This is a genomic window from Microcoleus sp. B9-D4, from assembly GCF_036705105.1.
Classification (GTDB): domain Bacteria; phylum Cyanobacteriota; class Cyanobacteriia; order Cyanobacteriales; family Microcoleaceae; genus Microcoleus.
Genome location: NZ_JAUBTS010000028.1, coordinates 1 through 14,971, shown reverse-complemented (window position 1 = coordinate 14,971; position 14,971 = coordinate 1). Strand labels below are relative to the sequence as shown.

Annotated in this window: 15 protein-coding genes and 1 pseudogene; 11 read left to right on the top strand and 5 right to left on the bottom strand. The window is 46.6% G+C overall.

The features are described 5' to 3' along the window. The first annotated feature begins 17 nt into the window (after positions 1-17). A complete protein-coding gene (locus QUB24_RS17810) occupies positions 18-1,016 on the top strand; it encodes a glycosyltransferase (protein ID WP_333154513.1) in 999 nt (332 codons plus the stop codon). Positions 1,017-1,152: 136 nt separating this feature from the next. On the opposite strand, the gene QUB24_RS17805 is transcribed toward QUB24_RS17810, so the two are convergent. The 4 genes from QUB24_RS17805 to QUB24_RS17790 form a co-directional block, all read right to left on the bottom strand. After that, positions 1,153-1,725 (bottom strand): Uma2 family endonuclease, encoded by a 573-nt coding sequence (locus tag QUB24_RS17805; RefSeq protein WP_333154570.1) that lies wholly within the window; start codon positions 1,723-1,725, stop codon positions 1,153-1,155. A 170-nt stretch (positions 1,726-1,895) separates the two neighbouring features. Continuing rightward, positions 1,896-2,225, bottom strand: coding sequence for an iron-sulfur cluster assembly accessory protein (locus QUB24_RS17800; protein WP_333070615.1), 330 nt, complete (start codon positions 2,223-2,225; stop codon positions 1,896-1,898). Between the two features lie 146 nt (positions 2,226-2,371). After that, a complete protein-coding gene (locus tag QUB24_RS17795) occupies positions 2,372-2,791 on the bottom strand; it encodes a cupin domain-containing protein (RefSeq protein ID WP_333154512.1) in 420 nt (139 codons plus the stop codon). Between the two features lie 278 nt (positions 2,792-3,069). Beyond that, positions 3,070-4,068, bottom strand: a complete 999-nt coding sequence (locus QUB24_RS17790) for a Fic family protein (RefSeq protein ID WP_333154511.1) — start codon at positions 4,066-4,068, stop codon at positions 3,070-3,072. 338 nt (positions 4,069-4,406) lie between these two features. On the opposite strand from QUB24_RS17790, the gene gltB reads away from it, so the two are divergent. The 10 genes from gltB to QUB24_RS17740 all read left to right on the top strand — a co-directional run bounded on the left by gltB (position 4,407) and on the right by QUB24_RS17740 (position 14,151). Further along, the gene (gene gltB, locus QUB24_RS17785) at positions 4,407-8,993 is read left to right on the top strand and encodes a glutamate synthase large subunit (protein WP_333154510.1); all 4,587 of its coding nucleotides are present in this window, start codon (positions 4,407-4,409) and stop codon (positions 8,991-8,993) included. Between the two features lie 95 nt (positions 8,994-9,088). Next, a complete protein-coding gene (locus tag QUB24_RS17780) occupies positions 9,089-9,613 on the top strand; it encodes a hypothetical protein (RefSeq protein WP_333154509.1) in 525 nt (174 codons plus the stop codon). Positions 9,614-9,884: 271 nt separating this feature from the next. Then, positions 9,885-11,093: a Swt1 family HEPN domain-containing protein gene (locus QUB24_RS17775; RefSeq protein WP_333154508.1), complete on the top strand. Its 1,209-nt coding sequence runs from the start codon at positions 9,885-9,887 to the stop codon at positions 11,091-11,093. A gap of 110 nt (positions 11,094-11,203) precedes the next feature. Then, positions 11,204-11,449 carry a type II toxin-antitoxin system RelN family antitoxin gene (locus QUB24_RS17770; RefSeq protein ID WP_333154507.1) on the top strand — a complete coding sequence of 82 codons (246 nt, stop codon included), beginning with the start codon at positions 11,204-11,206 and terminating at the stop codon, positions 11,447-11,449. Next, positions 11,439-11,813 (top strand): type II toxin-antitoxin system RelE/ParE family toxin, encoded by a 375-nt coding sequence (locus tag QUB24_RS17765; protein ID WP_333154506.1) that lies wholly within the window; start codon positions 11,439-11,441, stop codon positions 11,811-11,813. The genes QUB24_RS17770 and QUB24_RS17765 overlap by 11 nt, the downstream gene beginning before the upstream one ends. Next, a complete protein-coding gene (locus tag QUB24_RS17760; protein WP_333146878.1) occupies positions 11,810-12,058 on the top strand; it encodes a DUF4926 domain-containing protein in 249 nt (82 codons plus the stop codon). The genes QUB24_RS17765 and QUB24_RS17760 overlap by 4 nt, the downstream gene beginning before the upstream one ends. Positions 12,059-12,192: 134 nt before the next feature. Further along, positions 12,193-12,534: a hypothetical protein gene (locus QUB24_RS17755; RefSeq protein ID WP_333154505.1), complete on the top strand. Its 342-nt coding sequence runs from the start codon at positions 12,193-12,195 to the stop codon at positions 12,532-12,534. A gap of 89 nt (positions 12,535-12,623) precedes the next feature. Further along, positions 12,624-12,944 (top strand): hypothetical protein, encoded by a 321-nt coding sequence (locus QUB24_RS17750; protein ID WP_333154504.1) that lies wholly within the window; start codon positions 12,624-12,626, stop codon positions 12,942-12,944. Then, a complete protein-coding gene (locus tag QUB24_RS17745; RefSeq protein WP_333154503.1) occupies positions 12,941-13,330 on the top strand; it encodes a hypothetical protein in 390 nt (129 codons plus the stop codon). Before QUB24_RS17750 ends, QUB24_RS17745 begins: the two co-directional genes overlap by 4 nt. Before the next feature lie 236 nt (positions 13,331-13,566). Continuing rightward, on the top strand, positions 13,567-14,151 hold the full coding sequence (locus QUB24_RS17740) for a GNAT family N-acetyltransferase (RefSeq protein WP_333154502.1): 585 nt from the start codon (positions 13,567-13,569) through the stop codon (positions 14,149-14,151). A gap of 160 nt (positions 14,152-14,311) precedes the next feature. On the opposite strand, the pseudogene QUB24_RS17735 reads toward QUB24_RS17740, so the two are convergent. Continuing rightward, positions 14,312-14,971: pseudogene (locus tag QUB24_RS17735) on the bottom strand (photosystem II q(b) protein); the annotation flags it as partial.

Genomic DNA, 14,971 nt, shown 5'->3' with positions numbered 1-14,971 from the left:
ATTTAAGATAATTAATTATGAGTAATGTTACCAGCGATCGCACCCCGCAGGTGAGCGTAGTAATTCCGGCTTACAACTGTGCTGCTTACGTCGGCCAAGCCGTAGATAGCGTTCTGCACCAAACCTATGCTAACTGGGAAATTATTGTCGTAGACGACGGTTCCAAAGATGACACTAGATTAGTTTTAGAGAAATATGGCCATCAAATTCGCTACATTTACCAACAAAATCGAGGAGTTTCGATTGCCAGAAATCACGGCATCGAGCTAGCGCGAGGAGAATTTATCGCCTTTCTCGATGCTGACGACTACTTTTTCCCCGACAAATTAGCAGCACAAATGGCTGTATTTGCAGCGCGACCAAATCTAGGAATAGTTCACAGCGGCTGGCGTCTAGTTAATAGTATAGGCGAACCGCTAAAAGATGTCAAACCCTGGCAAAATGTCCCTAAATTAGACTTAGAAATGTGGCTGCGGTGGAAACCAGTATTACCCAGCGCCATGGTATTTCGCCGTCAGTGGTTAGAGCGCGCCGGCGGATTTGATCCTCGATTTCCCCCAGCGGAAGATACAGATTTAGTGCTGCGTTTAGCCTTAATGGGATGCGAAACAGAGTGGTTGCAGCAAGTAACTGTTTGCTACCGCCAGCACGAACAAAGCGCCATGTACAAAGGTTTACCGCAGGCTAGATCCCTCGCGGCAGTCATGGACAATTTTTTTGTCCGCCCCGAGTTGCCGGATAAAATACGTTTGTTGGAAAAGCAAATCAAGTACAGTACCTTAGTTTGGATTGCTTGGTATTTGTACCGCACCGGTCATTCTGTTGAGATGGTAGAGTTTTTGCAGCGTTCTTGGAATTATACGCCTTATTTGCCTGTGGAAACGGTAATTAATTGGGCGGAAGCTTTCGCCGAGTTTTCGCAGGATGCGGGAAATGAATTCGATGCAGATTTGTTAGCTCAATCTCCAGAGTGGGAGCAGTTAATGCAGTGGATTATTCTCGGTACGCCAGCTTGATTGAAAGCTTTTCCATTGCACTGATCTCGTTTACGGTTGCATAGGAATTATTTAACCGCAGAGAGCGCAGAGGACACAGAGGAAGAGAAGAGAGGTTTTTCGCATTTCTGGCTATGTAAAATCTGCATAAACTTTATTAGGCTTCAGTTTGAGTTTCTGCTTCAGTAAAAATTGGCGGCCACAGTTCAGCAATTGGCAATTCCCAACCAGGGAAAAGTTCGGGGACAGTCAAAATATCTTCATTTCCCAACACAATCGGTTCACCTTCCTGACGATAAACTGTTACAGTTTCTTCATCTGGATCGATCAAAATTCCTACTTGCGCTCCGAGTTCTAGGAAATTCTGAATCTTTTTTTCTAGCGGTTTAATGCGATCGCTCTGTGATTTAATTTCTACTACCAAGTCTGGGACTAATTCTCCGAAATAACGGGGACTTTGCCTGAGACGTGCGGCGCGGACAAAAGAAACATCAGGTGCTGTAAGGTTAGCATCAGGTAAAATAAAGCCGCCTGCGGAGTCAAAAACTCGACCCAAACGGCGGGGATAAACCCAATTGGCGAGCAGCCAACTGAAAATTACACCTATTTCGCTAGATACAATATCTGACGGGCCCACAATGATAATTCTCCCGCTTTCTAGTTCAACTTGGTAGTCTTGACCGGCTTCTTTGAAGGTTTTTTGGACTTTTTCTAAGTCTTTGAGTGTCATCATACGATTTTAGATTTTAGATTTTAGATTTTAGATTTTAGATTTTATAATTATCTGCAACTGACGCACTCTAAATAATATTGGTTATTGCTTATTTTGTCAGGTGCGTCAATCTATTTTAGATTTTAGAATTGAAGAATTATCTGCAACTGACGCACCCTACAGGTTGGTTATTCCTTAGCAGAAAAGGAGTTGCCGCAGCTACAGCTTTGGGCGGCATTGGGATTGTGAAATCGGAAACCTCCGCCCATCAAGTCTTCTGAATAATCCAAGGTGAGCTCATTGAGATATTTTAAGTGCTGGGGGTCGATCGCAACGGAAATTCCCTCCGACTCGCATACAGCGTCTTCTGGGGCTGGCGCGTCGTCAAATGCCATTGTATAAGACAAACCGGAGCAGCCGCTCGATTCCACGCCCAGACGAAATAAAGCATTGGGGTTTGGATGCTTCGACTTGAGGCGCGTGACTTCTGTTGCTGCTGTTTTGCTCAGATGAATCATTATGAGTAATTGGTAATTGGTAATTGGTAATTTGGGAGTAATGTTGAATTTTGAGAATTTAGAGTGCGCCTAGGCGTGCACTTTACCCGGAGAATGTAGGGTGCGCCGCGCCGCGCACCTTACCCCTATATCTTTAGCAACTTGAGTTACTTAGCCTTTTCTGTACGGGCATAATCGTCTTGAAAGCGGATAATATCATCTTCTCCGAGATATTCGCCATTCTGCACCTCAATTAAAACCAGAGGGATAACTCCCGGATTTTCCAGGCGGTGAGAAATGCACTGAGGAACGTAGGTAGACTGATTTGTAAACAGAACTTGTTCAGTTTCGCCACAAGTAACTTTTGCAGTACCTGAAACCACAATCCAGTGTTCGCTGCGGTGGTGGTGCATTTGCAGGCTGAGGCGGTGTCCAGACTTAACTTCGATCCGCTTAATTTTATATCCTGGGCCTTCTTCTAGAGTCGTAAATGAGCCCCAAGGCCGCAATTCTGTAGCGGCTATTCCGTTGGGTGCTGCAGGTGTGTGCAGGGTAGATACTTGAGAAATTTCTTGAATCTGAACCATGATTTTCACTCCTTAAGGATTGCTTGCTGAATCCTTTGGTAAACGACGTTGTTTTTTGAGATTAACTAATCTATAGTTAAAATCTAAGCCCACCTGCGGGGAATGGTTAGCCGACTGTAGAGTTTTGCAAGAGTTGTGCTCAGCCCGATCGACCTGCCTTAACAACCATAGCAAAACCAACATAGCTGTTGTCACCTGTTATTAGATCGATCGCCCCAATCTACATCAAATCTTCATAGAAAGGGCGCTGGTTCTTGAATATTGATTAAAGGTGAATCCTAATCCAGCTCTTGAGACTGCTGCTGCAAAACTCCTAGCATCTCTTGATAGAAAGGCAGCCCTTGACTTTGGCTATCGCTGGCGGTTGCGATGATTTGCAAGGTTTCGATCAGCGAGTATCGGGCTGCATCTACAATAAGATCGAGGAGGGGATGAATCCCAGAACCATGCTGCTGTGCTTCTGCGATCGCATCGATGTAGGCAGCACGCACCTGGTTAGAGATAATCACAATGGGATATCCCGCCCGCAACAGCAGGAGATTCATCAATAGCCGTCCCGTCCGTCCGTTACCATCCCGAAATGGATGAATCGACACAAAGCGAAGATGTGCTTCGGCTGCATACTCTAGCGGATGTAACGATTTGATTTTATCACTGTTGAGCCATTCGATAAATTCCGGCATCAAACCCGAAAGTAAATAATGAGGCGGATAGAGATATTCAGTACCGGCGGCTTTGACATCTAACTGCCGATAGCGTCCAGCTTCCTCCGGGGCGTTAGCGAAGCCCTCGAAGAGGATCGCCCTTATAATTAAGTTGTGAATTTGTTTAATTTCCCATTCCCCGATCGCGGTGTCCGATCGCGTTAGCATTTCAATGTAGTCGATCGCATCTCGATGTCCGATCACTTCTAGATGTTCGCGCAAAGTTTTGCCACCGACAGTGATGCCAGTTTCTAAGACTAATGCGGTTTCGCGCTGCGTTAAGGTGTTTCCCTCGATCGCATTAGAATGATAGGTAAACCGAACATCGTAGAGTTTTTTCAATTCTGCAACCAGCGTGGGAGAAAGCGGACGAAAGCTATCCAACCAGGCTTTGAGTTGCTCGACTTTTTGCAATTTTTCAGAAAGGTTCATCGCGGATGAGAAGGCAAAATGTTGGTGGAGAATGTCACCCAGACGCTGAGGGTACAGTCGCATTAAAAATGTTATAAACTCCTTTCTCAATAACAGGCAAGATGCCTGTTCCACAGAGAGTAAATTTTGTCGGCTGGGCATCTTGCCCGCCCTTGAAAAGCTTATTAACAAGGGTGCAAGATGTGAGTTGGTATCGGAATTACTCATCTCTCTTCTCTTCCTCTGCGCTCTCTGCGGCCTCTGCGGTTTAATAATTCATATAATTGAAGAGTCTTTAAGCATAAATCTTTAACCTCCGGGTTCCATAGTTAATTTATCGGCTTTAACTATTTTTTTACGCTCGATCGAATAAGCTTCGATTTTTTGGTGCATCTACCCAATTGAGTAGATCCACATATAATACATGATACTAGAGCGATCGGCATCCCACCATCTACTCTAGATCAACATCTTTTCGCCACTTTGACAGGAGCATCCAAATGAACAGCAACGGACTGCCACAAAAGCAAGGTCTGTACGATCCGCAGTTCGAGCACGACGCTTGCGGAGTCGGATTCATCGTACACATGAAGGGTAACAAATCCCACGAAATTGTCGAGCAGGCACTGACAATCCTCTTGAACCTCGACCACCGAGGCGCGTGCGGCTGCGAACCCAACACCGGAGACGGGGCGGGGATTTTGATGCAGGTGCCCCACAAGTTTCTCAAGAAAGTAACCGCGGCCCTAAACATCGAACTTCCCGAAGCCGGCGAGTACGGCGTTGGCGCGATTTACTCGTCGCCAAATCGAACTGAACGGGAAAACGGCAAACGCATTTTTGAGGAAATCGCCGCAGAAGAAGGCCAGGAAGTGCTGGGTTGGCGCGATGTTCCCACGAACAACTCGTCCCTCGGCGACACCGCCAAATCTAGCGAACCCTTCATGCAGCAAGTGTTCCTCCGGCGGGCTGCAGGTATTGACGAGGCGGCTTTCGAGCGGAAACTGTACGTCATCCGCAAACGGGCTCACAATGCCATCCGCAGGACTAACACAGACCCCTACTGGTACAATTCCACTCTCTCGTGTCGGACGATCGTCTACAAGGGTATGTTAATGCCCGTGCAAGTCGGCGATTACTATCCCGACCTGCACGACCCCGACATGGAAAGCGCTCTAGCCCTGGTTCACTCGCGCTTCAGCACGAATACTTTTCCAAGTTGGGAACGATCGCACCCTTACCGCTACATCGCTCACAACGGCGAAATTAACACGATGCGCGGCAACATTAACTGGATGCACGCGCGGCAATCGCTGTTCGAGTCAGAACTATTTGGCGATGACTTAAAGAAAATCCCCAATTTAATCAATATCGAAGGCAGCGACTCGACGATTTTTGACAATGCTTTGGAATTGCTGACTTTGGCGGGGCGTTCTTTGCCGCACGCTGTAATGATGATGATTCCCGAACCTTGGACAGCCCACGAGTCCATGAGTGACGAGAAAAAGGCTTTCTACGAATACCATTCTTGCTTGATGGAACCTTGGGACGGCCCAGCTTCGATCGCCTTTACTGATGGTACTTCGATCGGGGCCGTGCTCGATCGCAACGGTTTGCGCCCTTCCCGCTACTGCGTTACCAAAGACGACTTGGTAATTATGGCATCGGAAGCGGGAGTTTTGCCGATCGCCCCAGAACGAATTGTATCAAAAGGTCGCTTGCAACCGGGGCGGATGTTCCTGGTAAATACCGAGGAAGGCCGCATCGTGTCTGACGAGGAAATTAAGACCAAAATCGCCACAGAACACCCGTACCGCCAGTGGATCGACCAGCACATGGTCGAAATCGCCAAACTCAAAGATGCGCCGGAAGTGGCAGAATCCGACCCCGAAACATTATTGCAGCGGCAAATGGCCTTTGGCTACACCTTTGAAGAACTGCGGTTGCTGTTAGCGCCGATGGCGAAAGATGGCGTGGAAGCTGTCGGCGCAATGGGTGCGGATACGCCCCTGGCCGTGCTTTCCAACCGCCCAAAACTGCTTTACGAATACTTCCAGCAGTTGTTTGCTCAAGTTACCAATCCGCCGATCGATTCTATCCGCGAAGAAATTGTAACTTCTGCCGAAACTACGATCGGCGCTGAACGCAATTTGCTCAAACCGGAACCGGAAAGCTGCCATTTAATCGAACTGAAAACGCCAATTCTCAGCAATGAAGAATTAGCTAAGCTCAAACACGTAAATGAGGGCAATTTCAAGTCGCTGACCGTGCCGATTTTGTTTGACCCCAAAAGCGGGGTGAAAGGTCTAGAACAAGCCTTAGAAGAGGTTTTTGCAGCAGCAGACAGCGCGATCGCCTCCGGGGTGAATATCCTCATTTTGAGCGATCGGGGTATCAGTCCAGACAAAGCCCCAATTCCAGCGCTGCTGGCAGTTGCGGGCCTGCACCACCACTTGATCCGTAAAGGTACGCGCACGCGGGCGGGACTCGTGCTCGAATCCGGCGAACCGCGCGAAGTGCATCACTTTGCGACACTTATTGGATATGGTTGCGGCGCGATTAATCCGTATTTGGCCTTTGAGACGATCGCCGATTCGATCCGCGAAGGATTGCTGCTAAATGTCGAGTACAAAACAGCTTGCAAAAACTACATCAAAGCCGCAACTAAAGGGGTGACGAAAGTTGCCTCGAAAATTGGGATTTCGACAATTCAAAGTTATCGCGGCGCGCAGATTTTTGAGGCGATCGGCTTAAACAAATCCGTAGTCGATAAATACTTTGCTTGGACAGCCTCGCGGATTGAAGGCGTAGACCTCGAAGTCATCGCCCAAGAAGCAATTTTGCGCCATACCCACGCTTTCCCCGATCGCCCAGCCAGCGGACATACTCTCGATGTCGGCGGCGAATATCAGTGGCGGAAAGAAGGCGAAGCGCATTTGTTTAGCCCGCAGACAATTCACGCGCTGCAAAAGTCAGTGCGCGAGGGCAGTTATACGCTTTTCAAACAGTATTCTGGGCTGGTTAATGAACAAAACCAGCAGCATTTTACCTTGCGCGGTTTGTTGCAATTCAAGCAGCGGGAATCGATACCCATTGAGGAAGTTGAGCCGATCGAATCTATTCTCAAACGCTTTAAAACTGGGGCGATGAGTTACGGTTCGATTTCTAAAGAAGCCCACGAATCGCTAGCAGTAGCGATGAACCGCATGGGTGGCAAATCGAACACTGGTGAAGGTGGCGAAGATCCCGATCGCTACACTTGGACGAACGATCGCGGCGACTCGAAAAACAGCGCGATCAAACAAGTTGCTTCCGGGCGTTTCGGCGTTACCAGCTTGTACCTTTCCCAAGCGCGGGAACTGCAAATCAAGATGGCGCAAGGCGCGAAACCCGGTGAAGGCGGACAGTTGCCCGGTAAAAAAGTATACCCGTGGATTGCGAAAGTACGGAACTCGACTCCGGGTGTGGGTTTGATTTCGCCTCCTCCTCACCACGACATTTATTCGATCGAAGATTTGGCCGAATTGATTCACGACTTGAAAAATTCCAACCGGGAAGCGCGGATTAGCGTGAAACTCGTGTCGGAAGTTGGAGTCGGGACGATCGCGGCCGGGGTTGCGAAAGCCCACGCCGATGTCGTCTTGATTTCCGGCTACGACGGCGGAACCGGCGCTTCGCCACAAACTTCGATCAAACACGCGGGATTACCTTGGGAATTGGGACTGGCGGAAACTCACCAAACTTTGGTACTCAACAATCTCCGCAGCCGGATTGTCGTGGAAACTGACGGTCAAATGAAAACCGGTCGCGATGTAGTAATTGCTGCACTCCTTGGCGCTGAGGAATTCGGTTTTGCGACCGCGCCGCTGGTGACATTGGGCTGCATCATGATGCGCGTTTGCCACCAGAACACTTGCCCGGTGGGCGTGGCGACCCAAGACCCGCTGCTGCGGAAAAACTTTACCGGCGACCCCGATCACACGGTAAACTTTATGACTTTCGTCGCGCAGGAAGTCCGGGAAATTATGGCGCAGTTGGGCTTCCGCACGCTGAATGAAATGGTTGGCCGCACTGATGTTTTGGAACCTCAGCAAGCGGTGGAACACTGGAAGGCTAAGGGTTTGGATTTCTCGAAAATCCTTTATCAGCCGGAAGTTGGCGCGGATGTCGGGCGCTATTGTCAGATGGCGCAGGATCACGGTTTGGAAAAGTCGATCGACATGAGTGTACTGCTGGATTTGTGCAAAGGTGCGATCGAAAATGGCGAAAAAGTCCACGCCAAACTGCCGATTACCAATGTCAACCGCGTTGTCGGCACAATTCTAGGCAACGAAATCACCAAACGCCACTGGGAAGGTTTGCCCGATGACACGGTGCACCTGCACTTCCAAGGCAGCGCTGGGCAAAGCTTTGGCGCATTCGTACCCAAGGGAGTCACCCTGGAACTCGAAGGCGAAGCTAACGACTATTTGGGCAAGGGGCTCAGCGGCGGCAAGATTATCTTGTATCCGTCGCCAGCTTCTACCTTTGTCGCGGAAGAAAACGTGATTGTCGGTAACGTAGTGCTTTACGGCGCGACAGCCGGCGAGGTTTTCATCCGAGGGATGGCGGGCGAACGTTTTGGGGTGCGTAACTCCGGCGTGAATGCGGTAGTTGAAGGTGTGGGCGATCACGGTTGCGAGTACATGACTGGCGGCAAAGTTGTAGTTTTGGGTGAAACCGGGCGCAATTTTGCAGCGGGTATGAGTGGCGGTGTTGCTTACATTTTGGATGAGGCGGGGGATTTTGCTACTCGCTGCAATATGTCGATGGTGGATTTGGAAAAACTGGAGGATGTTGAGGAAATTAGCGATTTGCGGCAGTTAATTCAGACTCACTTTGATTTGACTGGAAGTGCGAAGGCATCGAAGGTTCTGGCTGCGTGGGATGAGATGGTGCCGGTGTTTGTGAAGGTGATGCCAAGGGATTATAAGCGGGTGTTGCAGGCTATTGAAAGGGCGATCGCATCGGGTTTGAGCGGTGATGATGCGCTGACGGCTGCGTTTGAAGAAAACGCTCGCGATGTCGCCCGGATTGGCGGCAGCTAGGGTTTAGCATGAGGAATGGGTAATGGCTGTTATCAATCAGCAATTACCTATTCCTCACGAGCGATAGATTACCAATTATTAACTACAAACTACCAATGTTACAAAATATCAGTAATACTGATAATGCGCTCATTGAAGAAATTCTTAAAAGTTGGCAACCGCGATCGAGTCGATGTGGTCGCCTAGTGCAACGGTTTGATAGCGTTTTGCATTGGCATTACAGCGTTGCTCTATCGGATGCGTCTGCGATCGGTTGGGGGCCGGAGCGATCGGGCAGTCCATCAGATCGAGGACGCTTGGCGATCGAGAAGCTAGGGGATAATTTTCATGATGCCCTGAAAGTTCCCTATCTCGATCGATCGGCAATTCTGACCAATTTAATTGCTTCTGTCCCGGCGTTTCACGAGCAATGGAACTATGGTGTTCAAGGCTGGAATTGCGAGCATTGGGCGCGTTTAGTAACGACCGGGCAACCGATTTCATATCAAATCAAACATCAAGGTTTTGGAATTTTCGACCTATTTGGTACGTTGTACAATCGCGGGGAGGCGATCACCCACCTCAATGGTCACAGAGACTATGCGACTCAACGAATCCACGCGATCGCTGACAATGCTTAAAGGCTATGTAGGGTGCGTTAGACATCAAGATTTTAGGGGGTATTTTCAGGTTTTTGCCTGATGTACCTTACTGATTACTCGCGATGTCGCTCTGATTGGTGGCACTTAGGGTTCTGTGGTAGAATGCTACTAATAAAACAAGGGGCGCAAGCCTCTTGTTCGCCCGCAGAGAAAAGGAAGGGCAATCAGTAGATACTAGACCATTATCAGTAAGCTAGTTGCAGATAGATTTCAGTAACTTAACTCAAGCATATCCCACATAATATATCTTATGGATAACAACCTAAAGTTCGAGATTCTAGCGCTCAATAGACCTGAACAATCTAGCATTTTATCAGAGTGTGAGCTTCTCTATTCACTTCGCTCGAAGAGTTTATTATGGAAAACGCCGTCATTTGACGAGACAAACTTGCGAATAACTGAGAACACTAATACTCTTGAAGTCAAGGGAGTCAAAGCTAACACAGGAATTGATGAAGAATTCAGTAAGTATGCAGAACCCAGTCAGGCATTTTTAGTGACGGTAACTGGAAACTCTGATTGGTTGGAGCCAAAACGGAAGCTAATTGTAGAGTTTCTACAGCAACAAAAATTTAACCACCTATATGTCTTAATAGATCAAGTTTCCGAACAGATTGCCTGTGAAATTTATCCACTGATATATAAAGTTGAAAATCTTCTTCGAGCGTACATTGTTAAATTCATGACGACACGAATGAGTCCTAAGTGGTGGGATGACACAGCTACCAACGATCTCAAACAGAAGGTTAAAGACAGAAAAAACAACGAAAAAGAATTTGCAGAGTATATTGATAACAAGATTTATCTGATTGATTTTAGTGATGTAGGAAAACTTATATACTTTCATTCAACAGGGTTCACAAGTAAAGAAGACATAATTTCCAAAATCTCTGAGATTGAAGAAACCCCCGAAGCAATTAGAAAACTAAAGCAGGAAATCCAAACCAATTATCAAAGATTTTTTAAAGACTCTTTCAAGAATAAAAATTTTCAACAGAAGTGGGAGGAACTTGAAAAAATTAGACATAAAGTAGCACACAATAACTTATTTACAAATAGCGATCTTGAGAAAGGTAAACAGTTAGCTAAGGAACTACTTGAGATTATCGATACGGCAATCAAGAGCGTTGATGAGGTAACGTTGCGTCCAGAAGAGGTGGAAGCTATACAAGAAAGTTTCCCTACTCAAGAAAGTTTTACAGAGATCACAGAAGGTGAACTTCTCACAGAGTTAAGAGAGCAAGAGGGATATTACTCGAATCGACCTAACGCATTTGTCAGTCTCTCCAGATTCGTAACAATACATCTTTCTGGTAAGAGTTACAGCGTACCATCCACCTATAGGCTAGTTAAAGAACTAGAAGCACAACAGAAAGTAGAGGTTTATTACGTAGACAATCCTTACAATCAAGCACAAAAAACAGCAGCTATTCGGATAGCTCAACCTACTGCAACATAACATTAGTGAATCAGTGATTGCCCTTTGAAATAAGGTCGAGCGGCTACAATCATTATTACCGCAAGCATTAGATTAAATTAACCACATGAACTACAGAAAGAAGGCACACTATGAAAGCGATTGAAACCACCGGAAAAATTGACGATCGAGGGATGCTTTGTATCGATCGACCCCTTGCTCTTGCCAGCCACAGCCACGTTCGGATTATTGTTTTAGTACCCGAAGACACTGATATCGATCCCGATGATGACCCCACTGAAACTGTCATCGAAGGGATTCAGCAAGGCTTCCATGAGGCAATTACCGGACAAACTCTCCCCTTGTCTCAACTGTGGGATGGCATCGATGACAATTGATCCACAAGTGATCCAAATTGAACTCACCCCCCGATTTCAAAGAGACTTGCGAACTTTAGGCAAACGCTATCGCAACATTCGCAACGACATTCAGCCTGTAATCGAACAACTTCAAGCGGGGGAACTTCCGGGCGATCGCATTCCGGGAATGGAGTACGAAATTTTCAAAGTTAGAATTAAGAACAGCGACATTCAAAAAGGCAAAAGCGCGGGCTACCGTGCTATTTATTACCTCAAAACTAGCGATTCGATCGTTTTGGTGACTATCTATTCTAAATCAGACCTATCAGACATCGCGGCCGAAACAGTTCGAGAAATTCTAGCCCAATACGAGCAACAGTTTCCCGAATCAGAAGAATTATGAACTATCAACTTTATTCAGATGTCATCTTGCTGTGCAACCTTCCAGAAGAAGGACTTTATGCCGGCGATATCGGTACAGTTGTAGAACAGCATCACGTTGAAGGACTAGAAACAGGTTATAGCATTGAGTTTTTCGATCTGTTGGGAAACACTGTAGCGGTTGCGACACTACCTGGAAGTTATTTGCGATCGCCCACAAGTGCAGACAGACCTACAGTTAGACTGGTTAATAGTTTTGCTGCGTAAGTAGAGGAAATAGTACAATCGCGATGATGACCCCAAGTCGAGGAAGGCGATCGTCTAAAAATAGTGGCGATCGACTCAAATTGTCCCAACTGAGAGTAAAATTGAACATCTACTTTCCATAGAGCAACGTCGCTTTGAGCCAGATTCAAATCTTAAACTTACAAAGCCTTAGCCAGGGACTCCCTGCGATTACACCTGCCTTTGGAGCCGCGATCGCAGAAGCAGGTGCGATTTGTCTAACCGATGAAGCTCACCAACCAGGAGTAACACTTAAAGTTGAGGGAGAATTTTCTGCCACATTCAAGTTAGATTGGCAGCCAGTCACCGATCAAACCCGACGATGTTGGAATGACGAAGAATATACTACCGAGCAGGCTGCTTATGGAATTGCATTCCTGTTAATTCAATACTCCGGACAGTTTTTGGAACGATACTACAAGTCTTACAGGGCAAGCATCATAAAAAAGTCGAATTAAATGCCGCGTCTGGGGTAGAGGTGACATTGATTTAATTATCCACGCTCGCCTCAAAGTCCTATGGAATAAGCCATTGGGCCATATAAAAAGTGTCCGGACTATTGTTAATTCTGCAATTAACAAATCTCACAGTCATTGAACGCTCTCGCAAAGGAACTGGATTTGACTATTGGTTAGGAAGTCAAAATTCAGCTACCACACTACCATTTGAGCGAATGGATCGGCTAGAGGTTTCTGGAATTCGCAAAGGCAATCAAAGTCAAATCAATACTAGAGTCAAGCTGAAAACTGAACAAACCCGCGCCTCAGACGCACAAGGCTTGCCAGCGTATATCATTGTAGTAGACTTGGGCCGACCGATTTCTATTATTAGTGCCAAGCAAAATCCTGAAGGAACCGTACTCCAATGAGCCAGATTCAATCGCTCCACAAACAAGCAATGGATTTAGCCGAAGCAGCGGCAGTCGCCCGCTTAAGAGGTGCGTTGGAGTTGGCTGCACAATTGACGCGCCAAGCCTTTGAACAAGAAACTCAGGCCGCAGCCTTAATCGCTAGCGCCCTTGATGCTGAACCCACTCGTTCTGTGCTTCACCGCAGCGCAGCATCTTTAGCGATTGAATGTGGCGAATTACGAATGGCAGAACGTCTAATTGCAACTGCGTTATCTGGCAATCCCCCGGCAGAGATTGCTGAAGAACTCAAAGATTTATTCATCCAGATTAACTTGAGCCAATATCTGAAACGTCAAGGAATCCACATCGACATTAAGGAACTGCGAGGACTGGTAAATCAATAGCACTCGTCGAGGGACTAGAAACAGGTTATGGCCTTGAGTTCTTCGATTTGTTGAGAAACATTGTAGCAGTTGCCACGCTACCTGGAAGTTATTTGCGATCGCCCACAAGTGCAGAGATACCTACAGTCATGATATTGTCCGAAGGCGATCGCCCCTAAAATATTTACAAAACTAAATCTGGTATGCGATCTATATCTAGCTGTTAGAATAGATAAACCTGAGCGTTAAAATCGCAAATGTATGACAGCGTTCCTACACACTATGCAATGGAATATCTAACTTTTAGAGAAACCGATCGAGAGGACATACAGGCGATCGTCAATATTCACAATTCTCATGCGCGCGGTCAAAATACGTCGATCGATCGCGGCTTTTTGCTAACACAAATTACTGAAGATGAGATTGTCCAAAGCTTAAATAATTCATGCAGATATTTTGTTGCCGCTAAAACCGATGGGGAAACTCTGGGATTTGTGGCTATATCACAACCCAAAATATCTGATGAAATCTTGGATAAAATTATCTGGAAAGATGATTTTTTTAAGAAAAGAGTCACCAGCGATCGGCATTTTTATCTCGAAAGAGTAGCAACCAAGTTAAATTGGATGGGTAGAGGTGTTGCTCAATTTATGTATAAAGAAATTTATCAAGTTTTTCCAAATTCATTTATTTCGCTGTTTATTGTTTCCCAGCCAATAGCTAATACTCGTTCCCTAATGTTTCACCAAAAACAGGGATTTGAACAAATAGGAACTTTGCAAGTTGACCGATTTCTCGATTTAGAAAATTATGAATGTATTGTGATGTTTAAAGAAACTTGAATTTATCATGAGTGAGTCTCCAAGCAGAAGCCGATCTCAATCCAGCCTAACAGGAATTACCAGAAGCGAGGGACTCGATATAACGCAGTAAAAATATTTTTCCCCAAACAAAAAGCGCCCCTATTTCTAGGAGCGCTTTTTGTTAATCAAAAACTAAAACTTAGCCATTGATAGAAGGAGCAACCAAAGCTACGGGAGTGACTTCACTAGCAGCCAAATCAAGCGGGAAGTTGTGAGCGTTGCGCTCGTGCATTACTTCCATACCCAAGTTAGCGCGGTTGATGACATCAGCCCAAGTATTGATGACACGACCTTGAGAGTCGATAATCGATTGGTTGAAGTTGAAACCGTTCAAGTTGAAAGCCATCGTGGAGATACCCAAAGCGGTAAACCAGATGCCGACTACTGGCCATGCACCTAACAAGAAGTGCAAAGAACGGCTGTTGTTGAAAGAAGCGTATTGGAAAATCAAACGACCGAAGTAGCCGTGGGCTGCAACGATGTTGTAGGTTTCTTCTTCTTGACCGAATTTGTAACCGTAGTTTTGCGATTCGGTTTCGGTTGTTTCACGAACCAAGGAAGATGTTACCAAGGAACCGTGCATGGCGGAGAACAAAGAACCACCGAAGACACCAGCAACTCCCAACATGTGGAACGGGTGCATCAGGATGTTGTGCTCGGCTTGGAACACGATCATGAAGTTGAATGTACCGGAGATACCCAAGGGCATACCGTCAGAGAACGAACCTTGTCCAATTGGGTAGATCAAGAATACTGCGGTGGCTGCTGCAACTGGTGCAGAGTAAGCGACGCAGATCCA

Bases quoted from the DNA above. Each gene is read 5' to 3' on its own strand.
- QUB24_RS17810 (WP_333154513.1), top strand. From the start codon at position 18: ATGAGTAATGTTACCAGCGATCGCACCCCGCAGGTGAGCGTAGTAATT.
- QUB24_RS17805 (WP_333154570.1), bottom strand. From the start codon at position 1,725: ATGACACTCAAAGACTTAGAAAAAGTCCAAAAAACCTTCAAAGAAGCC.
- QUB24_RS17800 (WP_333070615.1), bottom strand. From the start codon at position 2,225: ATGATTCATCTGAGCAAAACAGCAGCAACAGAAGTCACGCGCCTCAAG.
- QUB24_RS17795 (WP_333154512.1), bottom strand. From the start codon at position 2,791: ATGGTTCAGATTCAAGAAATTTCTCAAGTATCTACCCTGCACACACCT.
- QUB24_RS17790 (WP_333154511.1), bottom strand. From the start codon at position 4,068: ATGCCCAGCCGACAAAATTTACTCTCTGTGGAACAGGCATCTTGCCTG.
- gltB (WP_333154510.1), top strand. From the start codon at position 4,407: ATGAACAGCAACGGACTGCCACAAAAGCAAGGTCTGTACGATCCGCAG.
- QUB24_RS17780 (WP_333154509.1), top strand. From the start codon at position 9,089: ATGTTACAAAATATCAGTAATACTGATAATGCGCTCATTGAAGAAATT.
- QUB24_RS17775 (WP_333154508.1), top strand. From the start codon at position 9,885: ATGGATAACAACCTAAAGTTCGAGATTCTAGCGCTCAATAGACCTGAA.
- QUB24_RS17770 (WP_333154507.1), top strand. From the start codon at position 11,204: ATGAAAGCGATTGAAACCACCGGAAAAATTGACGATCGAGGGATGCTT.
- QUB24_RS17765 (WP_333154506.1), top strand. From the start codon at position 11,439: ATGACAATTGATCCACAAGTGATCCAAATTGAACTCACCCCCCGATTT.
- QUB24_RS17760 (WP_333146878.1), top strand. From the start codon at position 11,810: ATGAACTATCAACTTTATTCAGATGTCATCTTGCTGTGCAACCTTCCA.
- QUB24_RS17745 (WP_333154503.1), top strand. From the start codon at position 12,941: ATGAGCCAGATTCAATCGCTCCACAAACAAGCAATGGATTTAGCCGAA.
- QUB24_RS17740 (WP_333154502.1), top strand. From the start codon at position 13,567: ATGTATGACAGCGTTCCTACACACTATGCAATGGAATATCTAACTTTT.